This is a genomic window from Streptomyces sp. NPDC059743 (genome assembly GCF_042732975.1).
Taxonomy (GTDB): Bacteria; Actinomycetota; Actinomycetes; order Streptomycetales; family Streptomycetaceae; genus Streptomyces.
Window position 1 is genome coordinate 33,766 of the sequence record NZ_JBHWGS010000009.1, and the last position, 25,201, is coordinate 58,966.

At 71.1% G+C, this 25,201-nt stretch carries 2 protein-coding genes and 1 pseudogene (1 of these 3 cut by a window edge); all 3 read right to left on the reverse strand.

Features of this window, described 5'->3' with window-relative positions; genetic code table 11:
- A protein-coding gene (locus ACFV6H_RS17605) for an SDR family NAD(P)-dependent oxidoreductase (RefSeq protein ID WP_385542616.1) crosses the window boundary here: on the reverse strand, positions 1 to 10,884 show its beginning. It extends 22,512 nt beyond the left edge of the window; 10,884 of the gene's 33,396 nt are visible here — the first part of the coding sequence; it begins with the start codon at positions 10,882 to 10,884; its stop codon lies beyond the left edge, outside the window.
- An 85-nt stretch (positions 10,885 to 10,969) separates the two neighbouring features.
- Positions 10,970 to 20,740, reverse strand: a complete 9,771-nt coding sequence (locus tag ACFV6H_RS17610; RefSeq protein ID WP_385542619.1) for a type I polyketide synthase — start codon at positions 20,738 to 20,740, stop codon at positions 10,970 to 10,972.
- 48 nt (positions 20,741 to 20,788) lie between these two features.
- Positions 20,789 to 25,027, reverse strand: a pseudogene (locus ACFV6H_RS17615) (type I polyketide synthase); the annotation flags it as partial.
- Between the last annotated feature and the right edge of the window lie 174 nt (positions 25,028 to 25,201).

Genomic DNA, 25,201 nt, shown 5'->3' on the forward strand with positions numbered 1-25,201 from the left:
CGACACCGACGCCAGCAGTTCGGCCAGTGCTTCCCGGTCCGCCACATCACATGCGGCGACCGATACATGCGCACCCTGGGCGGTCAGCTCGGCCGCCAGATCCTCGGCGCCCTCGGCGGCAAGTCCGCGCCGGCTGGTGAGCAGTAGATGGCGCACACCGCGCTCATCGACGAGATGGCGTGCCAGCACACCACCCAGACCGCCCGTGCCACCCGTGATCAGCACCGTACCGTTGGGATCCCACACACGCGGCATCGTCAGTACGATCTTGCCCACATGCCGGGCCATGCTCATAAACCGGAACGCGTCCCGGGCCCGCCGTACATCCCAGGAACGGACCGGCAGCGGTTCCAGCATGCCTTGACCGAACAGTTCCATGAGGGAGCTCAGCATGCGCCGGATGTCCTCGGGATCCACCCAGCCGAGGTCGAACGCCTGATAGTCCACGCCGTCGGGCAGATCGGCGGCATCGCGGATATCGGTCTTGCCCATCTCCAGAAACCGGCCGCCCGTGTTCAGCAGCCGCATGGAGGCGTCCACGAACTCACCGGCCAGCGCGTTCAGTACGACATCGATCCCGTCGCCGTCGGTGATGTCGGCGAAGGTGGCCTCGAAGTCCGTCGTCCGGGAGGAGGCGATATGGTCGTCCGCCACACCGAGCCGGCGCAGGACGTCCCATTTGCCCTCGCTCGCCGTCGCGAAGACCTCCGCGCCGAGATGACGCGCGATCTGGATCGCCGCCATACCCACACCACCGGCGCCGGCATGGATCAGCACCTTCTCACCATGGGTCAGGCCCGCCAGCTCGACCAGCGCGTGATATGCCGTCAGGAAGACGAGCGGCATCGAAGCGGCCGTCTCCCACGACCACTCCTCGGGCAGTGTGGTGAGCAGCCGCGCGTCGCCCACCACCAGCGAGCCGAAACCTCCGGACACCAGGCCCGTGACCCGGTCGCCGGGCCGCAGCCCGGTCACCTCCGGTCCCACCTCGACCACCACGCCCGAGGCCTCGCGGCCCATACGCCCGGCGTCGCCGGGATACATGTCCAGCGCCTTGAGGACATCACGGAAGTTGACACCGGCCGCACGGACCTCGATCCGTACCTCGCACCCCGACAGCGGCTCCAGTGCCTCCGGGAACGGTGTCGGTGTCAGCCCGTCCAGGCTTCCCTTCGTCATGCTGTCCAGCCGCCAGGGCACACCCGTGGGCGGGATCAGAGCCATGTCCGGCTCCAGCCGCGCGAGCCGCCCGGCCAGGAGTGCTCCGTCACGGACGGCCATCTGCGGCTCGTCCGTAGCGGCAGACCGGGTGAGCCGGCCCATGAGCTGGGCAAGGCCGTCGTTCCCGAGGCCGAGATCCAGCAGGCCGAAGCAGCCCGGATTCTCCGTCTGGGCCGAGCGCACCAGGCCCCAGACCGAGGCGGCGGCCACATCGGTGACCTCCTCGTCGCCGGCCGCCACCGCGCCTCGTGTCACAAACACCAGCCGGGAGCCGGTGAACCGCTCCTCGGTCAGCCACTCCTGCACCAGGGCCAGGGCATCGGCGGTCAGCGCGTGCGCCGACTCCGCGGCACCGGCGCCGGTCCCGGCCTCGGCGCCGACTCCGGTGCCGACTCCGGTGCCGTCCGTGCCATGAACACCGACCAGCACGGTGTCCGGTACCGAGGACTCCCCCGCCGCCAGCGACGCCAGATCGGCGTGGACCTCGATCTCGACGCCCGTACGAGCCAGTCTCTCGGCCAGCCCGAGGGCATCCGGTCCAATCAGTGCGATCCTGTCCGCACCGGCCGTGGAACCACCGAACGCGGGAACGCCGGCCACTGGGACCCACTCCAGTGTGAACAGCGCGTCCCGGGCCAATCCGGTGGCACTGTCGAGCTGGTCGCCCGACACGGCGCGTACGAGCAGCGAGTCGACCGAGGCGACGGGCGCGCCTGTGGTGTCGGCGACCGCGATCGACACCGCGTCCTTGCCCTCGGCCGGAGCGATCCGTACGCGCAGTGCCGCGGCGCCCGTCGCGTACAGGGACACGCCCTCCCACGAGAACGGCAGACCGCCGGTGCCCTCCTGACCGTCACCGGCGAGGAGCGACGCGTGCAGGGCCGAGTCGAGCAGCGCCGGATGCAGACCGTACGCTCCCGCCTCGGCGCCCTCGGGCAGACTCACCTCGGCGAAGATCTCACCGCCCCGACGCCAGGCGGCCCGAAGCCCCTGGAACACCGGACCATAGGTGAAGCCGAGCTCCACGAACCGCTCGTAGCACCGCTCGACGTCCAGCTTCTCGGCGTTCGGCGGCGGCCACTGCGTGGCGTCGAACCCGGTGACCGGCTCCTGGGCCCCGGTGGTCAGCACACCCATGGCGTGCTGTGTCCACGACCGCTCGTCGGCCGCATCAGGACGGGAGTGCACGGCGAGCGGGCGGCGGCCGGTGTCATCGGCGACACCGACACGTACCTGCACCTGAACCGCACTCTGCTCGGGCAGCGTGAGCGGCGCCGCAAGCGTCAGCTCCTCGACGCGGTCACAGCCGACCTCATCGCCCGCCCGGAACGCCAACTCCAGCAGCGCGGTTCCCGGCAGCAGAATCCGGCCCATCACTGCGTGATCAGCAAGCCAGGGATGCGACTGCACCGACAGCCTGCCGGTGAACAACACACCTTCGCCCTCGGCGAGTTCAACAGCGGCGCCCAGCAACGGATGCTCGGCCGAGCCCAGGCCCGCGGCCCGTACATCACGCGCGCCCGCCGACGAAGCAGCCGGCCAGAACCATCGGTGCTGAAAGGCGTAGGTGGGCAGATCCACCGGCCGCGCGCCGGTGCCCGCGAACAAGGCCGACCACTCCACGAGAGCGCCACTCACATGCAGCTGAGCCAGTGCCATGACGGCCGAGATCTCTTCCGACCGGTCCTTACGAAGCAACGGTACGGTCACAGCACCTTCCGGCACCGACTCCTGAGCCATCGCCGACAGCACACCGTCCGGACCCAGCTCCAGGAACGTACGAACACCCTGCTCACCCAGCGTCCGCACACCGTCCGCGAAACGCACCGCCTCCCGCACATGACGAACCCAGTACTCCGCAGAGCACAACTCCCCCGCCGACGCCAGCCCACCCGTCAGATTCGACACCACCGGCACCGACGGCACCGCAAACGTCAACCCCTCAACGACAGAACGGAACTCGCCCAGCATCGGATCCATCAGCGGCGAATGAAACGCATGAGACACCCGAAGACGACTGGTCTTACGGCCCTGCCTCTCCAGCCGTGCCACCACATCCGCCACGGCCTCCTCCGCGCCGGAGATCACCACCGAGGACGGACCGTTGATCGCGGCGATCGACACACGGTCGGAGAGATTGGGAGTGACTTCCTCCTCGGTGGCCCGCACCGCGACCATCGCACCACCGGCCGGCAACGCCCGCATCAACGAAGCACGCGCCACCACCAGTCGGCACGCGTCCTCCAACGAGAACACCCCGGCCACATGAGCCGCCGCGATCTCACCGATCGAATGCCCGGCCACAAAATCGGGCCTGACACCCCATGACTCGACCAGCCGGAACAGCGCCACCTCCACCGCGAACAACGCAGGCTGAGCAAAACCCGTCCCGTTCAGCGCTTCCGCGTCCTCGCCCCAGATGACATCCCTCAGCGAATGGCCCAACTGACCATCCAACAGCGCCAGTACGGAATCCAACGCCTCCGCGAACACCGGGAACCGACCGTACAACTCACGGCCCATCCCCAACCGCTGCGAGCCCTGCCCCGAGAAGAGGAACGCGCGCTTTCCACCGACGGCCGGGCCCGAGACCGCCGGGGTGTCCGGTTCGCCTGCCGCCAGCGCGGCCAGTGCGCGTACCGTCTCCTCGGCATCACCCGTCAGGACCACCGCGCGGTGGTCGAACACCGAACGGCCCGTCGCCAACGAGAACCCGACATCCACCGGCCGCAACTCGGCCCGTGCCTCCACCAACGACAGCAGCCGGGCCGCCTGGTCCCGCAGCGCCTCCGGCGTCCTGCCGGACAGCACCCACGGCACCACACCTCCCGGCCCTTCGGCTTCGGCGCCGTCAACCACCGTTCCCTGAATGACCGTAGGCGGCTGCTCAAGGATCACATGCGCGTTCGTCCCGCTGATACCGAACGACGACACCGCCGCACGCCGTGGTCGGTCGACCTCCGGCCACGCGGTCTCCTCGGTCAGCAGCTCCACCGCGCCCGCCGACCAGTCCACATGGGACGACGGTTCGGTCACGTGCAACGTCCGCGGCAGCGTCCCGTGCCGCATCGCCATCACCATCTTGATGACACCCGCCACACCGGCAGCCGCCTGCGTATGCCCGATATTGGACTTCACCGAACCCAGCAGCAGCGGACGCTCCGGATCACGCTCACGACCATACGTCGCCAACAACGCCTGCGCCTCAATCGGATCACCCAGCGTCGTACCCGTACCGTGCGCCTCCACCACATCCACATCACCCGCAGACAACCCACCACTCGCCAACGCCTGACGAATCACCCGCTGCTGCGACGGACCATTCGGCGCCGTCAGACCATTCGACGCACCATCCTGATTCACCGCAGACCCACGCAGGAGCGCGAGCACCTGATGGCCATGGCGCCGAGCGTCCGAAAGACGCTCCAGCACCAGCACACCCACGCCCTCCGACCAGCCGACACCGTCGGCCGAGTCCGAGAACGCCTTGGAGCGGCCGTCGGGCGCGAGGCCTCGCTGGCGGGAGAACTCCACGAAGGTGCTCGGAGTGGACATGACCGTCACACCGCCGGCCAGCGCCAGTGAGCATTCGCCGCCGCGCAGCGCCTGTGCGGCGAGATGCATGCCCACCAGCGAGGAGGAGCACGCGGTGTCCACCGTGACCGCCGGGCCTTCGAGGCCCAGCGTGTACGAGACCCTGCCGGAGGCCACGCTCGGAGCGCTGCCGTTGCCGCGGAAAGCCTCGTACTCCTCGCCCGTGAGCATCGGACCGTAGTCGTTGTACATCACACCGGCGAACACACCGGTCCGGCTGTCGCGCAGCGAGTGCGGATCGATACCGGCCCGCTCGATCGCCTCCCACGAGGTCTCCAGCAGCAACCGCTGCTGCGAGTCCGTCGCCATCGCCTCGCGCGGTGACATTCCGAAGAAGTCCGGGTCGAACTCGCCCGCCGTGTGCAGGAATCCACCGTCGCGGACATGGGTCCTGCCGGGACGGTCCGGGTCCGCGTCGTACAGTCCGTCGATGTCCCAGCCCCGGTTGACCGGGAAGCCGGAGATGGCGTCGCCGCCCTCCATGACCAGTCGCCAGAGCTCCTCCGGCGAGGTCACACCGCCCGGATAGCGGCAGGCCATGCCGACGATCGCGATGGGATCGTCGGCCACCGGAGGCGGGGCCGCGCGGTCCGGCACCGCCGGTGCGTCGACCGTGAAGTCGGCTGCCTCGCCGAGGAGTTCGTCGCGCATATGGTCGGCGAGCGCGCTCGGTGTCGGATAATCGAAGACCATGGTGGCCGGGAGCCGCAGCCCGGTCTCGGTGTTGAGGCCGTTGCGCAGTTCCACCGCCGTCAGCGAGTCGAAGCCCAGGTCCTGGAACTGGCGGCCGGCTTCGACCTCCGCCGCGTCGACGTGGCCCAGTACCCGGGCGACCTGGCCGCGTACGAGATCGAGCAGGATCTCGCGGCGCCCGGCGCCGTTCACTCCGGCGAGGCGCCGGGCGAGACCGTCGGCGGTGCCGGAGACCTGGGCGGCGGCGCGCCGGGCAGGTGCGCGTATCACACCGCGCAGCAGCGGCGGGATATCGCCCTGGGCGCGCAGGACCGCCAGATCGAGCCGTACGGGCGCCACCGTGGCCGCGCCGGTGGCGAGGGCCGCGTCGAACAGCGCCACGCCCTGGCCGACGGAGAGCGGTGGCATACCGGAGCGCGCGATGCGCTCGGCGTCGATGTCGGTGAGCGTCGCGGTCATACCGACGCTCCGGGTCCATGGGCCCCAGGCGAGCGCGAGTCCGGGCAGACCGGCTGATCGCCGGTGCTCGGCCAGTGCGTCGAGGAAGGCGTTGCCCGCCGCGTAGTTGGCCTGTCCCGGGCTGCCGAAGATGGCGGCGACGGAGGAGAACACCACGAAGGCGGCGAGATCGAGATCGCGGGTCAGCTCGTGCAGATGCCAGGCCGCGTCGACCTTGGGCCGCAGCACACCGCTCAGCCGCTCGGGCGTGAGCGAGCCGATCACACCGTCGTCGACCACGCCCGCGGTGTGGATGACGGCGGTCAGCGGATGCTCGGCCGACACCGACGCCAACAGCGCGGCCAGTGCGGACCGGTCGGCGATGTCACAGGCCGCCACGGTGATCTCGGCACCGTACGAGGTCAGTTCGGCGACCAGTTCGGCCGCTCCGGGTGCCTCGGCGCCACGCCGACTCGCCAACAGCAGGTGCCGTACGTCCCGTTCGGTGACGAGATGCCGGGCGAGTACGCCGCCGAGTCCGCCCGTACCGCCGGTGATCAGCACCGTACCGTCGGCGTTCCACGCGGCCGACTCCTCGGGCGCGGATGCGGGCACGGACGCCGGCACAGGCACGGATACAGGCACAGGCACGGGCACGGGAATACGCGCCAGCCGGGCGGCGAGCAGTTGGCCGTCACGTACCGCGAGATCCGGCTCGTCGGCGATGGCCGGCACGGCCTCCGGGGGGAGTGAGGCCGTGCCGGGGTCCAGGTCCAGGAGGCCGAAGCGTCCCGGGTTCTCGGTGCGTGCCGTCCGTACGAGGCCATGGACCGAGGCGGCGGCGAGGTCGTCGCCGTTCAGCGCGCCGCGCGTCACGAACACCAGACGGGCGTCGGCGAACCGGTCCTCGTCCAGCCAGTGCTGTACGTGTGCGAGGACCTGGGCGCCGAGGGAGTGTGTCGCCTCCACAACCGCGCCGGGCTCGTCGGCGCCCGGCTCTCCGGACACGGCCATCAGCACCACATCGGGCACCGGACCGTCGTCCGCCGCCGCGAGCGACGCCAGATCGGGGTGAGTCGTCACGGTCGTACCACCGGCGCGCAGCGCACCGGCGACACCGACGGTGTCCGCGCCGACCACGGCGACCGCTCCGCCGGGCCCGGCGGAGGCCGCGCCCTTGAGCGCGGTCCACTCCACACGGAACAGGGAGTCCCGGTGGACGGCGCCGGTGTCAATCTGCCGCTCGGCGGGCACCGGGCGCGAGACCAGGGAGTCGACGGTGAGGACCGGGCCGCCCGCCATGTCGTACACGGCGATGGAGACCGTGTCCTCGCCCGCCGGAGCGATCCGGGCGCGGACCGCCGAGGCGCCGGAGGCGGTCAGCGACACGCCTTCCCAGGCGAAGGGCAGTCCGCCACGGCTGATGGCGCCGAGGTCGGTATAGGCCGCCGCGTGCTGGGCGGCGTCCAGCAGCGCCGGATGCAGACCGAAGGCACTCGCGTCGGAGCCGGAGCCCGTACCAGTGCCAGTGCCAGTGCCAGTGCCGCTACCAGCGCCGGTTCCGGAGCCGGAGCCGGAGCCGGAGGCGTCCGGCAGGGCGACCTCGGCGTACACCTCGTCACCGCGCCGCCAGGCGGCCCGCAGGCCCTGGAACACCGGACCGTAGTCGAAGCCGAGTCCGGCGAGCCGTTCGTAGCAGCCGTCGAGATCGACGGGCTCGGCGCCGGCCGGAGGCCATACGGTGGCGTCGAAGCCGGAATCGGCGACGCCCGCAGCTCCCACGCCGGGCGCGACGAAGCCCGTGGCGTGCTGCGACCACGGGAGGTCGAAGCCGTCCTCCGCACGTGAGTAGATGCCCAGCGGCCGGCGCCCGGCCTCGTCGGCGGCGCCGACATGGACCTGGAGCTGGGCGCCGCCAGCCTCGGGCAGTGCCAGCGGCGCGGCGAGCGTCAGCTCCTCGACACGGTCGCAGCCGACCTCGTCACCGGCCCGGATCGCCAGCTCGACAAAGGCGGTCCCGGGCAGCAGCGCCCGGCCCCGGACCCCGTGGTCGGCGAGCCAGGGATGCGAGCGCACCGACAGCCGGCTGGTGAACAGAACGCCTTCGCCGTCGGCCAGTTCGACGGCCGCGCCGAGCAGCGGATGTCCGGCCGGGCCGAGTCCGGCGGCGCGGATGTCGCCGGCTCCGTCGCGGCTGCCGGAGGGCCAGTAGCGCTGGTTCTGGAACGGATAGGTCGGCAGGTCCACACGCCGGGCGCCGCAGCCGTCGTACAGCCCGGCCCACCGTACGGTGGCGCCTCGGACATGTACCTGAGCGAGCGCGGTGACCGCCGCCAGTTCTTCCGGGCGGTCCTTGCGCAGCAGCGGCACGATCATCGCGCCGTCCGTCAGCGACTCCTGGGCCATGGCGGAGAGCACACCGTCGGGGCCGAGCTCCAGCAGTGTGGTGACGCCTCGTGCGGTGAGCGTGCGGATGCCGTCGGCGAACCGTACGGCCTCGCTGACATGCCGTACCCAGTAGTCGGCGGAGCACAGCTCGGCCACCTCGGCGATCCGGCCCGTCAGATGGGAGACGACCGGGATCCGCGGCTCGTGGTACGTCAGACTCTCCGCCACGGCGCGGAAGTCGGCCAGCATCGGCCGCATCAGCGGTGAGTGGAAGGCGTGCGAGACGCGCAGCCGCTTGGTCCGGCGGCCCTGTGCCTCCAGCCGCACGGCGATCTCCAGTACGGCGCTCTCGTCACCCGCGATCACCACGGACTGCGGTCCGTTGACGGCCGCGATCGACACCTGGTCGGTGAGCAGTGGCCGGATCTCGTCCTCGGTGGCCCGTACGGAGACCATGGCGCCGCCGCGCGGCAGGGCCTGCATCAGCGAGGCGCGTGCGGCCACCAGCCGACAGGCGTCCGCCAGTGTGAGGACGCCCGCCGCGTGGGCTGCGGCGATCTCACCGATGGAGTGGCCGCCTACGTAGTCGGGTGTGATGCCGAGCGAGGCGACGAGACGGAACAGCGCCACCTCGATCGCGAAGAGCGCGGGCTGGGTCCATCCGGTCTCGTCGAGCCGCTCGGCGTCGGATCCCCAGACGATCTCGCGCAGCGGGCGGTCGAGGACCGCGCCGAAGTGGGTGTCGAGTTCGGCGGCCACGGCGTCGAAGGCCTCGGCGAACACCGGGAAACGGGCGTGGAGTTCACGGCCCATACCGAGCCGCTGGGAGCCCTGGCCGGAGAACAGCACGGCGAGCAGTCCCTCGTCGGCGAAGCCTCTGGCGGCCTCGGTGACATCGGTGACATCGGTGACATCGGTGACATCGGTGACATCGGCAGTGTGTTCACTTCCCGAAGCGAACAGCACCGCCCGGTGCTCGAACGCCGAGCGTCCCGTGGCGAGCGAGTAACCCACGTCGACAGGCCGTACACCGGGGTTGCGCTCGATGAACGACAGCAGCCGCGCCCGCTGCGCCTCCAGGGCGGCGGCGGTCCGGCCCGAGAGCGCCCAGGGAATGACCCCCGGCACCACAGAGCCCGTATCGTCGGCGGCGCTCTCCGGTTCGTCGTCGGCCGGAGCCTCCTCCAGGATCACATGCGCGTTGGTGCCGCTCACACCGAAGGAGGAGACGGCTGCACGCCTGGCCCGGCCCGTCTCCGGCCAGGCCAGGGACTCGCGCAGCAGCTCCACGGAGCCCGCCGTCCAGTCCACATCGCCGGACGGCTCGGCCGCGTGCAGACTGCGCGGCATCAGCCCGTGCCGCATCGCCATGATCATCTTGATCACACCGGCGGCGCCCGAGGCCGCCTGCGTATGCCCGATGTTCGACTTGACCGACCCGAGCCGCAGCGGGCGCCCGGGATCGCGGTCCTGGCCGTAGGTGGCCAGCAGCGCCTGTGCCTCGATCGGGTCGCCGAGCGTCGTGCCCGTACCGTGCGCCTCGACGATGTCCACATCGCCGGGCGTCAGCCGGGCGTTCTCCAAGGCGGCCCGGATGACCCGCCGTTGTGAAGGACCGTGCGGCGCGGACAGCCCGTTGGACGCGCCGTCTTGGTTGATCGCGCTGCCGCGCAGCACGGCCAGGACCGGATGACCGGCCCGTCGCGCGTCGGAGAGCCGCTCCAGTACGAGGACGGCGGCGCCCTCGCCCCAGCCGGTGCCGTCGGCGGTGTCGGAGAACGACTTGCACCGGCCGTCCTCGGCCATTCCGCCCTGCGCGGTGAAGGAGACGAAAGGGCCCGGTGTGGCCATCACGGACGCGCCGCCCGCCAGGGCCATGGTGCACTCGCCGTTGCGCAGGGCCTGCGCCGCCCAGTGCAGCGCCACCAGCGAGGAGGAACAGGCCGTGTCGACCGTGACGGCCGGTCCTTCGGCGCCCAGCGTGTAGGAGAGTCGGCCCGAGATGACACTGGCCGCGTGCCCGGTCATCGCGTACAGCTCGGTGTCCTCGTCGGACGCCTTGATGACTGTGCCGTAGTCCTGTCCCGCCGTACCGACGAACACGCCCGCCCGGCTGCCGCGCAGCGTGGCCGGATCGATCCCGGCCCGCTCCAGCGCCTCCCAGGCCACTTCGAGCAGCAGCCGCTGCTGTGGATCCATGGCGACGGCCTCACGAGGTGAGATGCCGAAGAACCCGGGATCGAAGTCGGCCATGTCGTAGAGGAATCCGCCCTCCTGGGCGAGGCTGCGGCCCGGACCGTCCCCGGCGAGGCGCTCCAGGTCCCAGCCCCGGTCGGCCGGGAAGCCGGCCATGACGTCGCGGCCCTCGGTGACCAGCTCCCACAGGTCCTCGGGAGAGGTCACACCGCCCGGATAGCGGCAGCCGATCCCGATGACGGCGACGGGTTCCTCGGCAGCTGCCACCAGTCGCTGGTTCTGCTGACGGAGCCGCTCGATCTCCTTCAGGGACGACCGCAGCGCCTCGACGTACTTGTTGGGGGACGTGCTCATCGTTCTCTCCAGATCTCTTTCGGTTCGCGTCGCCGGGAGGGCACGGGACCTCGTCTTCGGCGGGACACTGGATCTCTGCGGGGCACTAGATCTCGGTGGCGAGCCGCAGCAGGCTTTCTGCGTCCATGTCGTCGAGCGAGTCGTTCGCGCCGGCCACGGCCGGGCCGGAGGCCTCGGTGGCGTCGTCGGTGGTGGTGGCGAGCCGGAGCACCATGTCCAGCAGGCCCGCTTTACGGAGCCGGCTGATGGGCACGGAGGCGAGGGCGTGCCGGATCCGGGCGTCCGGATCGTTCGTACGGTCCTCGCCGTTCGTACGGTGCTCGCCCTCGCTGCCGTTCCGTTCGGGCGCGGTTCCGAACAGCAGCGAGCCGAGGTGCTGTGCGAGGGCCGCCGGTGTCGGATGGTCGAAGACCAGGGCGGCGGGCAGAGGCAGGCCGAGGGCCGTCCGCAGCCGGTTGCGCAGCTCGACGGCGGTCACGGAGTCGAAGCCGACGTCGCGGAAGGCCCTGGTCGCCGGAATGGCTCCGGCCGTGTCATGGCCGAGTGTCGACGCCGCGTCGGCCCGTACCGCGTCCAGCAGCGCGCGGCTGCGTTCCGCGGTCGGCAGCGCGTCGAGCCGCTGCCTGAGAGGCGGGACGGCCGGGACGCCGTCGCCGGTGGGTACGGCGCTGTCGGCGGCCAGCGCGCGGACCGCCTCCGGGATCCCGGAGAGCAGCGGGCTGGGCCTGCTCGCGGTGAAGCCGGGAGTGAACCGTTCCCAGTCCATCAGCGTGACGGTGAGCGCCGTGTCGTCGTCCTCCAGCATCCGCTGGAGCGCGGCGATCGCCAGCGCCGGTTCCATCGGCATCACGCCCTGGCGCCGCAGCCGTTCGTGGACCTCGTCGACGGTGGCCATGCCGACCTCGGCCCAGGTGCCCCAGGCGACGGACGAGGCGGTGAGTCCCTCGGCCCTGCGGTGCTCGGCCAGGGCGTCGAGAAACGCGTTGGCCGCCGCGTAACCGGGCTGGCCGCCGCTGCCCCAGATGGCCGCGCCCGAGGAGAACAGCACGAAGGCGTCGAGTTCGAGGCCGAGGTCGTGGGTCAGTTCGTGGAGATGGAGGGCGGCGGTCAGTTTGGCACGCATCAGCGCGTCGAGCCGTGCCAGTGTCAACGACTCCACCGGATCGTCGCCGTCCGCCACTCCCGCGGCGTGGAACACCGAGGTCAGCGGTGCGTCGCCCGGAATGGCCGCGAGGACGGCGGCGAGCGCATCACGGTCGGCGGCGTCGCAGGCGGCGATGGTGACCCGGGCGCCCAGTCCCTCCAGTTCGGCGCGGAGTTCGAGCGCGCCGGGCGCGTCCTCACCGCGTCGGCTGGTCAGCACCACATGCTCGGCGCCGCGTTGGACCAGCCAGCGGGCGATCCGGCCGCCGATACCGCCGGTACCACCGGTGATCAGCGCCGTGCCCCGGCCTCGCCAGCGACGCTCGGGCGTACCGGCCGTGGGTACGGCGTGCACCATACGGCGGCCGTAGACACCGGACGGGCGGATGGCGATCTGATCCTCGCCGCCCAGCGGACCGCTCGGACTGCCCTGACCGCCCGTTCCGCCCGGACCGCCTCGGCCGTCCGGACCGTACAGCCCGTCCGCCCCGTACAGCCCGGCGAGTACGGCCGTCAGCCGGGCCTCGGCCCGTGCGTCGAGCGTCTCCGGGAGGTCGACCAGACCGCCCCAGCGGTCCGGGTGCTCCAGTGCGACGACCCGGCCGAGGCCCCACAGGGCGCCCTGCACAGGGTTGTCGAGCCGGTCGTCGCGTCCCACCGAGACGGCGCCTCGGGTGGCGCACCACAGCGGCGCGCGCAGCCCGGCGTCGCCGAGCGCCTGGACGAGAGTGAGCGTGAGCGCCAGTCCGCCGGGCACGGAGGCGAAGTCCGGATGCCGTTCCTCGACCGGGGCCAGCAGGGACAGTACGCCGGTGAACTCCGTTCCATCGGTGGTCAGTTCGGCCAGCCGCTTGGCCCAGGCGGTACGGTCCGCGCCCGCGTCGGCCTCGAAGCGGACCGTATCGGGGCCCAGCGCGGCGAGCACTCCGGAGACCCAGGGATCGTCGGTCCGGCCCGCGGCGACCACCGCGAGCCAGCGGCCGACGGAAAGGCCTGCGGGACGTGTGGCAGGACGTACGGCGCCCGGATCGCTCAGCCTGGTCCAGTCGACGCGGTAGCGCCATTCGTTGACGGTGGAGCGCTCACGCGAGGTGGCACGCCACGCGGAGAGTGTGGGCAGGACCGCGCCCAGCGAGGACAGTTCACCGTTGGCGGCGACGCCCAGTTCACCGGCGAGGGACTCCAGATCCTGGCTCTCGACAAGCTGCCAGAACGCGGCGTCCGCCTCACTCCCGACGCTCCCGACCCGCCCGTCGGTCCCTGCGGCGGGCTTCTGCTCGGGCCAGTACCGCCGGCGCTGGAAGGCGTACGTGGGCAGATCGACCGGTTCGTGCGCGCCCTCGGGAAACGCGGTGCGCCAGTCGACCGGTGTGCCGTGCACATGGGCCTCGGCGAGTGAGGTCAGGAAGCGCCTGATGCCTCCCTCGTCCCTGCGCAGCGATCCGAGGACCACCGCTCCGGCCGCCGACTCCTTGGTCTCCTGCGCCCCTTGCGTCCCCTGGGTCTCCTGTGTCTCTTGCGTCTCCTGGATGGGCGCGGCCAGTACGGGATGCGGGCTGACCTCGATGAAGACACGGTGTCCGTCGGCCAGCAGCGCCCGCGTCGCCTCCTCCATCCGTACGGTCTGCCGCAGGTTGGTGTACCAGTAGTCGCCGTCGAACACGGCCTCCGCCACCCGGCCGCCCGTCACCGTCGAGTAGAACGGCACCCGAGGCGCCGCGGACCTGACCGGCGCGAGCACCCGCGCCAGTTCGTCACGTACAGCCTCCACATGCGCGCCGTGCGAGGCGTAGTCGACCGAGACCTTGCGGGCGCGGACGTTCTGTTCCCCGCAGACGGCGAGCAGTTCGTCGAGCGCCGTCGCGTCGCCGGAGACGATCACCGAGGACGGGCCGTTGACAGCGGCGACGGAGAGCTGGGCGCCCCAGGGCTCCAGCAGAGCGGCAACCTTGTCGACGGGAGCGGCCACCGACATCATGCCGCCGAGACCGGACAGCCTGGGCAGGGCCTGGCTGCGCAGGGCGACGACGGCGGCGGCGTCCTCCAGGGTCAGGGCACCGGCCACATACGCGGCGGCGATCTCACCCTGCGAGTGACCGACGACCGCCGCGGGCTCGACACCGTACGAGCGCCAGAGCGCGGACAGCGCCACCATCATCGAGAACAGCGCGGGCTGGACCACATCGACGCGTTCGAGCAGCGCCGGATCTCCCTCGCCGCCCAGCACATCGTGCAACGACCAGTCGATGTACGGAGCGAGCGCGGCGGCGCAGGCGTCCACGGTCTCGCGGAACACCTCGGAGCCCGCGAGCAGTTCGCGGCCCATGCCCCACCACTGCGAGCCCTGGCCAGGGAAGACGAAGACGGCACCCGTCGAGCCCTCGCCGACGGCGCCGCGCACCACACCGGGCGCGCTGCCGGCCGTGACGACGGCATCGAGGGAGCGCAGAAGGTCGTCCCGGCTCGCGCCGAGAACCACGGCGCGGTGATCGAAGACGGACCGGGTGGTCGCGAGCGACCAGCCCACGCGTGTCGGCGAGAGCGCGGGATCGGCTTCGACGCGGGCAAGCAGCCGTGCCGCCTGCTCGCGCAGCGCCGACTCGGACTTGGCGGAGATCAGCCAGGGCACCACGGCGGACTCCTGCATAGCGATGGCGCCCTGTCCGGCCTCGTCCGTGGACTCCACCGACCCCGCCGTCTCGGCCTCGGGCGCCTGTTCCAGGATCAGATGCGCGTTGGTGCCGCTGATCCCGAAGGACGACACACCGGCGCGCCGGGGACGGCCCGCGTCCGGCCACTCGGTCCGCTCGCGCAGCAGCTCCACCGCGCCCGCCGACCAGTCCACATGGGACGACGGAGTCTCGGTGTGCAGTGTCCTGGGCAGGACGCCCTCGCGCATGGCCATCACCATCTTGATCACACCGGCGACGCCCGCGGCGGCCTGCGTGTGCCCGATGTTCGACTTGAGCGAGCCCAGCCACAGCGGACGCTCCGGATCACGGTCCTGACCGTATGTGGCGAGCAGCGCCTGCGCCTCGATCGGATCGCCCAGCTTCGTTCCCGTACCGTGCGCCTCCACCGCGTCCACCTCGGACGGCGACAGACCGGCGTTGGCGAGGGCCTGGCGGATCACCCGTTGCTGGGAAGGGCCGTTGGGCGCGGTGAGGCCGTTGGACGCGCCGTCCTGGTTGATCGCCGAGCCGCGTACGACGGCGAGGACACGGTGTCCGTTGCGCCGGGCGTCCGAGAGCCGCTCCAGCAGCACGACACCGACGCCTTCGGCCAGTGTCATCCCGTCGGCGGCCTCGGAGAACGGCTTGCAGCGGCCGTCGAGCGCGAGAGCGCGCTGCCGGCTGAAGCCCACGAAGGCGTGCGGTGTGGCCATCACGGCCGCGCCGCCGGCCAGCGCGAGCGAGCTCTCACCGCTGCGCAGGGACTGGCAGGCGAGATGCATCGCGACGAGCGAGGACGAGCACGCGGTGTCGACGGTGACGGCGGGCCCTTCGAAGCCGAAGAGATACGAGACCCGGCCGGACAGCACACTGGCCGCCGTGCCGGTGACCATATGCACCTCGGAGCCCTCGGTCCCGTTCCGCACGCTCGACGAGTAGTCCTGGTAGCTGGCGCCGAAGAAGGTGCCCGCCGCGCTGCCGCGCAGCGAGTCCAGTTCGATCCCGGCGCGCTCGAAGGCCTCCCACGAGGTCTCCAGCAGCAGCCGCTGCTGCGGATCCATGGAAACCGCCTCACGCGGCGAGATACCGAAGAAGCCCGGGTCGAACTCCGCGGCCTCGTGCAGGAATCCGCCTTGGAGCGAGTAGGTCATGCCCTGCCGGTCGGGATCCGGATCGTAGAGTGCCGCCGCGTCCCAGCCACGGTCGGCGGGAAACTCGGAGATCACATCGGCGCCGTCGAGGGCGAGCCGCATCAGCTCCTCGGGCGAGCCGGCTCCGCCCGGGTAGCGGCAGCTCATACCGATGATGGCGATCGGATCGTCGTCGGTGCCGGCTCCTGCCGCGGCGGAGGAGCCGACGGCCGTCGCCGTACGGTCGTCGCCGCCCAGCGCCGCCGACTTCAGAAAGCCCGCGAGCGCAAGGGCGTTGGGATAGTCGAAGACCATGGTCGACGGCAGCCGCAGACCGGTGGCCGCCACGATGCGGTTGCGTAGATCCACGGCCGTGACCGAGTCGAAGCCGATGTCGCGGAAGGCGCGCCGCTCGGGGAACGCCTCGGCCGAGGCATGACCGAGGACGGCCGCCGCTTCCGTACGGACCAGAGTGAGCAGCAGACGTTCCTGCTCGGAGGTGGTCAGCTCGCGCAGCCGCGCGGCGAGATCGCTCAACTCCGGCCGGACGCCTGCCTGTTGGTCGTCCACGGTGAGCCGGCGTCCGACCTCCGGCACCTCGTCGAAGAGCCGCGTGGGACGGCCCGCGGTGAAGACGGGATAGTACGTGTCCCAGTCGATGTCCGTGAGGCCGATGACGGTCTCGTCGTCCTCCAGGACCGTACGCAGTCCGCTCAGCGCGAGCTTCGGGTCCAGATAGCGCAGACCGCTGCGGCGGATGTGGTGCGGGTCGGCCAGTTCGCGCTCGATGTCGTCGGGCCACTTGCCCCAGTGCACCGAGGTGGTACGCAGCCCGCGCGCCCGGCGCTCGACGGCGAGCGCGGCGAGATAGGCGTTGCCCGCCACATAGGCCGCGTGATGACCGCTGCCCCACATCCCGGCGGTGGACGAGTAGAGGACGAAGTCGTCCAGTTCGTCGTTGTCGAGCAGTTCGTCCAGATGGCGGGCCCCGGCGACCTTGGCGTGCACGACGTCGGAGAACGACTCCATCGTGGTCTCGTCCAGGGTGTACAGCTCGATGACGGCGGCGGTGTGGATGACGGTGCGTACCGTACGTCCCTCGGCCTTGAGCCCAGCCAGGAGCGAGGCCACCGCGTCCCGGTCCGTCATGTCGCAGGCGACCGCGACGGCCTCGGTGCCCGACTCGGCGAGTTCGGCGACGAGTTCGGCCGCGCCCGGAGCGGTCATGCCTCGACGGCTGGCAAGCACCACATGCCCGGCACCTCGGTCCACCAGCCAGCGCGCGAGATCGGGTGCGAGTGTTCCGGAGCCGCCGGTGATCAGTGTGGTGCCGCGTGGTGTCCAGCTACGGGACGGCCCCGGCCCACCGGAGCTGGCGCGGACGATACGGCGGGCGAACACACCGGAGGCACGGATGGCGAGCTGGTCCTCCTCACGGGCGGCGCCGGCCAGGACCGATACCAGCCGCCCGGCAGCCCGCTGGTCGAGAGCGGCGGGCAGATCGATGACACCGCCCCAGCGCCGGGGATGTTCCAGGGCCGTCGTCCAGCCCACGCCCGCCACCTGCGCCTGGACGGGCGAGACGAGCGCGTCGGAGCGCCCGGTGGACACGGCGCCACGGGTCAGGAACCACAGCCGCGCGTCCACTCCGGCGTCGCCCAGCGCCTGGACCAGGGAGACCGTCAGGGCCAGTCCGAGCGCCAGACCGGGATAGCGCTCGCCCGGCTCCTCCGCCTCGGCGAGCACCGACACGATGCCGCTGATCCCGTCGAGACCGGCCAGCCGTCCGGCGAGGACTGTACGGTCCACACACGACTCGTCCAGTACGAGCCGTCGCACCTCGGCGCCATGGCCGCTCAGGGCGCCGACGATCTCGCTGTCGTCGATGCCCTCGGCGGAGACCACCAGCCAGGAGCCCGACAGCGGCACTGCCGGCACCGTCGGCACAGTGCCCAGCGGAGACCAGGAGACCCGGTAGCGCCAGGAGTCGACGGCCGAGCGGTCCCGGCGCGATCTGCGCCAGGACGACAGCGCGGGCAGCACCGCCGCCACCGAGTCCTCGTCCGTGCCCAGAGCGGAGGTCAGCGCGGAGAGATCCTCCTGCTCGACCGCCGCCCAGAACTCCGCGTCCAGCGGATCGGGTGCGACGGCCTCATCGGGAGCGGCGGGAATGTTCCAGAAGCGGTCGCGCTGGAAGGCGTACGTGGGCAGATCCACGCGTCGGGCACCGGTGTCCGTGAACACCCGGGCCCAGTCGACCTCCACACCCCGTACGAAGATCTCGGCGGCGGAGAGCAGGAAACGCGACAGACCGCCGCGGTCGCGCCTCAAGGTGCCTGTGACGACGGCGGGTTCACCGTACTCCTCGGTCATGTCCTGCATGGCCATGGCCAGTACGGGATGCGAGCTGACCTCCACGAACACGCGATGCTCGGTGGCGAGCAGTTCGGCGACGGCATCGGCGAAGAGCACGCGCTGCCGCAGATTGCGGAACCAGTACCCCGCCTCCATCTCCTCCGTATCCAGCCATCCACCGGTCATCGTGGAGAAGAACGGCACTTCGGCCGCACGAGGACGCACCGACCCCAGCACATCGAGGAGTTCGGCGCGCAAATCCTCCACCTGCGCCGAATGCGACGCGTAATCCACCGCGATACAACGAACCCGAATCTCCTCAGCCGACAGCTCGGCGAACAACTCGTCCAGAGCCTCCGGTTCACCGGAAACAACCACCGAACGCGGACCATTGACGGCCGCCACCGACACCCGGCCAGACCATGCCTCAAGCCGGCTCTCCACCTCGGCCACCGCTAGCGGCACCGACATCATCCCGCCATAACCAGCCAGACGACGACCGATCGCCTGACTCCGCAACGCCACCACCCGCGCACCATCCTGGAGCGAAAGCGCACCCGACACCACAGCAGCCGCAATCTCACCCTGCGAGTGACCGACCACCGCATCGGGCTCCACACCGTACGAACGCCACACCGCCGCCAGCGACACCATCACCGCAAACGAAACAGGCTGCACCACATCCACCCGCTCCAACGACGGAGCACCCTCGGTGCCGCGCAGCACATCCACCAACGACCAGTCCACAAACTCACCCAGCGCCGCCCCACACTCCCCGATCCGCTCCGCGAACACCGACGACTCATCGAGAAGTTGAGCACCCATCCCAGCCCACTGCGAACCCTGACCGGGAAAGACAAACACCGTCTTCCCTTCGACATCCGCGACGCCTTCCACCAGCTCGGCCGAGGAGTGTCCAGCGCCCAACGCGCCCGCCGCCGCAAGGAGTTCCTCATGGTCCGTGCCGACCATGACGGCACGGTTCTCGAAGAGCGCGCGAGTCGTGACCAGCGAGAACCCGATATCGACCGGCCGTGGCCTCGGAGCGGCCGTCTCCACCCGAGCGACAAGGGCCCGCGCCTGCTCCCGTACGGCCGGTTCGCCGCGCCCGGACACCACCCAGGGCACCGCGCCCGGAGCCGTGGTGGACTGCTCGGATGTCTCCTCGGCGCCCTCATCGACCGGGGCCTGCTCCAGTACAGCATGGGCGTTGGTGCCGCTGATACCGAACGAGGACACCGCACACCGACGCGGACGGCCCGTCTCCGGCCACTCCACCGCCTCCGACAACAACCGCACCGCACCCGACGACCAGTCCACATGCGACGACGGAGACTCCACATGCAACGTACGCGGCAGCACACCACGACGCAGCGCCATCACCATCTTGATCACACCGGCCACACCCGCGGCTGCCTGCGTGTGCCCGATGTTGGACTTGAGCGAACCGAGCCACAGCGGACGCTCCGGATCACGGTCCTGACCGTAGGTCGCCAGCAGCGCCTGGGCCTCGATCGGATCACCCAGCCGCGTTCCCGTACCGTGCGCCTCCACCGCGTCCACGTCCGACACCGACAGACCGGCCGTGGCGAGGACCTGACGGACCACCCGCTCCTGCGAAGGGCCGTTGGGCGCGGTGAGCCCGTTGGACGCGCCGTCCTGGTTGACCGCGCTGCCGCGCAGTACCGCGAGCACCCGGTGCCCGTGGCGCCGGGCGTCGGAGAGCCGCTCCGCGACGAGTACGCCGACGCCTTCTCCCCAGCCCGTGCCGTCGGCGTCGTCGGAGAACGCCTTGCAGCGGCCGTCGGGCGCGAGACCGCCCTGCTTGCTGAACTCCACGAAGACCGAGGGCTCCGTCAGTACGGTGACACCGCCGATGAGCGCGAGTGAGGACTCTCCGCTGCGCAGCGACTGGGCCGCCACATGCAGTGCGACCAGTGAGGAGGAACAGGCGGTGTCGACGGTGATGGCCGGGCCTTCGAGACCGAGGGTGTAGGCGAGCCGTCCCGACAGCACGCTGGCGGCGGTGCCGGTCAGCGCGTGTCCCTGGAGTTCGCCGGCCGAGGCGGCCGACGGCTGTCCCCAGTGGTAGGCGCCGACGAAGACACCGGCCTGGCTGCCGCGCAGCGAGGTCGGGGCGATCCCGGCCCGCTCCAGCGCCTCCCAGGCCACCTCCAGCAGCATGCGCTGCTGCGGATCCATCGCCAGTGCCTCGCGCGGCGAGATCCCGAAGAATCCGGCGTCGAATTCCGTCGCCTCGTAGAGGAATCCGCCTTCGTGGGTCGCGCTGCTTCCCTCGCCGTCACCGGTGAGCCGCTCCAGATTCCAGCCGCGGTCGCCGGGAAATCCCGATATGGCGTCGCCACCGGATTCGACCAGATCCCACAGTTCCTCCGGGGAACGGACACCGCCGGGAAGGCGGCAGCCCATTCCCACCAGGGCGATGGGCTCGTTCTTCGTGAGTTCCAGCTCTCCTATGCGCTGACGCGCGCGGCGGAGATCGGAGGTGACCCGCCTCAAGTAGTCGACTACTTTTTCCTGCTGGTCTTCTGGCACCGGTCCGTCCTCATCATCATCGGATCGCGAACGAAAGCAGCGATTTCTCTATGTGGTTTCGAACTCTTCATCGATGATGTCGAGCAGCCTGTCGACCGACACCGTCTCGATGTCCTCGCCCGGCACATCCGTGTCCGGGGATGCGAAGGGCGTGGATCGCCGCAGCGCGGAGATGATCTTCTCCAGGCGATCCGCGATCACCTGGCGTTCAAAACCGTCCGCCGACACTGACTGGATGACGGACTCGAATCTGGTGAGTTCGTCGTCCGCCGAGCCCGTCGCGGCGTTGGCGGGCTCGGTGGCGGGCGTGGTGAGGGCCGCCGCGAGATGGTCGGCGACCCGTACGGGTGTCGGGAAGTTGAAGACGAGCGTGCTCGGGAAGCGCCGGCCGGTGAGCGCGCCCAGCCGGTCGCAGAGTTCGACGCCGGCCAGTGAGTCGAAGCCCATCTCCTTGAAGACATGGTGGGCGCCGACCGCGTCCGGGGTGCCGTGGCCGAGCACGGCCGCGGCTTCGGTCCGTACGAGTTCGAGCAAATACCGGGCCCGCCGGGCCTCGGGCATCTCCTCCAGCCGCCTGACCAGCGTCGATCCCTCGCCCTCGCCGATAGCGTCAACAGCGGTCGGCTTGGCGGCGGGCGGCCGGACGGTCCTCGTAACCGGCGCCGATGTCCGCGACCGGCCGGAGGGCTCCTGGCTCCTCTGCGGTGCGGAGGCCGTCTCCTGCGGCGAGAGCGGCCGTACGCGCAGCTCCTCGACCGTGAGCACCGGAGCGCCCGAGAAGTCGTCGGCCCTCAGCGCCGGCGCGCCGTCCGGTCCCGGCGAGAGCCGGATCCGTAGCGCGGTGGCTCCGAAGGCATGCAGGGACACGCCTCGCCAGCGGGCCGGCAGGCTGCCTCCGCCGTCGGTCATGGCGGCGTGGCGGGCCGCGTCCAGCAGGGCGGGATGGAGTCCGTACGCCTCCGCGTCGGTCACCTCGGCGGGCAGGGCGACCTCGGCGTACCGCTCGTCACCGCGCCGCCACAGGGCCCGTAGCCCCTGGAAGGGCGGGCCGTAGTCGAAGCCGTGGTCGGCGAGACGCTCGTAGTAGTCGCCGAGATCCACCGGTTCCGCGCCCTGCGGCGGCCAGCGGTCCTCGCCGGTCCGTCCGCTGCCGGCCTCCGGCCCACGCTCGGCGCCGTGCCCGCGCGGTGTGAGTACACCGGTCGCGTGCTCGGTCCAGCTCCGGTGGGCGGCGCCCTCGGGCCTGGAGTGGACCGTGACGGTGCGCCAGCCGATCCCGTCGGCCCGGGACAGCCGTACGTGCAGCCGTACCGAGCCGTGCTCGGGCAGTACGAGCGGTTCCGTCAGCGTCAGTTCCTGGATCCGGTCGCAGCCGGCCTCGTCGCCCGCCCGGATCGCCAGCTCCACAAAGGCCGTTCCCGGCAGCGGGATCCGTCCGGCGATGGCGTGCTGGGCGAGCCAGGGATGGGTACGGGTGGAGAGCGTGCCGGTGAACACCAGGCCCTCGCCGTCGGCGAGTTCGAGCATGCTGCCCAGCAACGGGTGTCCGGTGGCGCCGACGCCGCCTGTGCCCGTCGCGCCGGCAGGCGGCGGCGCCGGCCAGTAGCGCTCGTGCTGGAAGGCATAGGTCGGCAGTTCGACCCTGCGGGCGCCGGTGCCCGCGAAGAAGGCGTGCCAGTCGAGCGGAACACCGGCCGTGTGCAGCCGGCCCAGCGCGGCGACCAGCGCGGCCTCCTCCGTACGGTCCTTCCTCAGGGCCGGTACGACGGTCAGCTCCCGGGCGGCCTCGCCCAGACTGTCCTGGGCCATGGCGGAGAGCACGCTGCCAGGGCCCAGCTCCAGCAGGACGTCCACGTTCTCGGCGCGCAATGCCCGGGCGCCGTCGGCGAACCGGACGGTCTCCCGGACATGCCGTACCCAGTACTCGGGTGTGCCGAGCCGGCCGGCGGCCAGCTCTCCGGTGAGGTTCGAGATCACCGGCACGGTGGGCTGGTGGAAGGCCAGTGACTCCACGACGGAGCGGAACTCCGCGAGCATCGGATCCATCAGCGGCGAGTGGAAGGCATGCGACACCGGCAGCCGCTTCGTCCTGCGCTCGCGGGCCGTGAAGTGCGCGGCGATCTCCTGGACCGTACGCTCCTCGCCCGCGACCACCACCGACTCGGGTCCATTGACGGCGGCGACGGAGACCTGGTCCTCGCGCCCGGCGAGCAGCGGCAGGATCTCGTCCTCCGCGGCCTGTACGGCGACCATCGCGCCACCGGCCGGCAGCGCTCCCATCAGCCTCGCGCGCGCCGCGACCAGCCGGCAGGCGTCGGCCAGTGAGAACACACCTGCCACATGGGCCGCTGCGATCTCGCCGATCGAGTGGCCGCCGACAACGGCCGGGCGCAGGCCCAGCGATTCCATCAGGCGGTAGAGCGCCACCTCGACGGCGAAGAGCGCGGGCTGGGTCCAGCGGGTGCGGTTCAGCGGCTCCGGATCGTCGCCCCACATGATGTCGCGGAGCGGACCGTCGAGATACGGGTCCAGTTCGCAGAGCACGGTGTCCAGCGCGGCGGCGAAGACCGGGAACCGCTCGTACAGTCCGCGTCCCATCCCGATGCGCTGGCTGCCCTGGCCCGGGAAGAGCACCGCCGTGGTGCCTTCTCCGGCCGCTCCACGGGCCGTACCAGTGACGCTCTGCCGGTCCCGCTGGTCGTCCTGCCGGTCCTGCCTGTCCGCGAGCAGCACCGCGCAATGGCGCAGCGCCGCCCTGCCGGTCGCCAGCGAGTAGCCGATGTCCACCGGGCGGAGCCCGGGACGGGCGGCCACGAAGTCCGTGAGGCGCGCGAGTTGGTCGTCCAGGGCGGCTTCGGTCCTGGCCGATACGAGCCAGGGCACGATGGCGGGCGTCACTTCGGACGGCACGTCGTACGGGCCTGGGACCGCCGGAAGCGAAGCCGAAGCAGGCCCCGAAGCCGAAGCCGGGACCGCCGGCACGGAATCCGGCACCGGCTCCGGGGCCTGCTCGATGATCAGGTGCGCGTTGGTGCCGCTGATCCCGAAGGACGACACGCCAGCGCGCCGGGGACGGCCGTCGGCGGGCCAGGGCGCCGCCTCGGTCAGCAGTTCCACTCCGCCGCCCGACCAGTCCACCTGCGAGGTGCGCCGGCCGACATGGAGTGTCTTCGGCAGCAGCCCATGGCGCAGGGCCAGCACCATCTTGATGACGCCCGCGACACCGGCCGCCGCCTGGGCATGCCCGATGTTCGACTTGAGCGAGCCCAGCCGCAGCGGTCGCGCGGGATCACGGTCCTGCCCGTAGGTGGCGAGCAGCGCGTGTGCCTCGATGGGATCGCCCAGCTTCGTACCGGTGCCGTGCGCCTCGACCGCGTCGACCTCGGCCGGAGTGAGTCCGGCGTCGGCCAGTGCCTGGCGGATCACCCGCTCCTGGGCCGGGCCGCTGGGCGAGGTCAGTCCGTTGGAGGCGCCGTCCTGGTTGATCGCGGAACCGCGCAGCACCGCCAGGATCTCGTGCCCGGCGCGGCGGGCGTCGGAGAGCCGTTCCAGTACGACGATGCCGACGCCCTCGGCCCAGGCGGTGCCGTCCGCACCGTCGGAGAACGCCTTGCACCGCCCGTCCGGCGCGAGACCGCCCTGGCGGGAGTAGCCGATGAAGCCGGCCGGAGTGGACATCACGGTCACTCCGCCCGCCAGCGCCATCGTGCACTCCCCGGCGCGCAGCGAACGCGCGGCCCAGTGCAGGGCCACCAGTGAGGAGGAGGACGCGGTGTCGACGGTGACGGCGGGTCCTTCGAGACCGAGGGTGTAGGCGAGCCGGCCCGAGGCGACGCTCGGCGACAGACCGGTCATGGCGTGGCCCGCCAGATCCTCCGCCGACCGCTGGGTGACGGTGGCGTAGTCCTGGCCGTTGGTGCCGACGAACACTCCGGTGCGGCTGCCGCGCAGCGCGTACGGATCGATCCCGGCCCGCTCCACCGCCTCCCAGGACACCTCCAGCACCAGCCGCTGCTGCGGATCCGTGGAGACCGCCTCGCGTGGTGACATACCGAAGAATCCGGCGTCGAAGTCGGCGGCCTCGTACAGGAATCCGCCCTCGCCCGGCACGCTGCGGCCCGGTCCTTCGCCGGCCAGTGCCTCCAGGTCCCAGCCGCGGTCCACCGGGAAACCGGAGATCGCGTCACGGCCCTCCAGGACCAGTTCCCACAGTTCTTCCGGGGAGCGGACTCCGCCCGGATAACGGCAGGCCATCCCGACGACCACGACCGGGTCCTCGTCGGTTCCGATGTCGGCTCCGATCGTCATGACGTTGCACTCCCCTGGGGAAAGTCGGGCCTCGGACACTCTCCGTGCCGGATCGTACGGTCGGCGGCGCTGTACTTTTCCCTAAGGAATTCCGGGCCTCGCGGCGGAAGACTAGGGATTCTCCGGAGCCTGGCGTGAGACCAAGTAACTGTC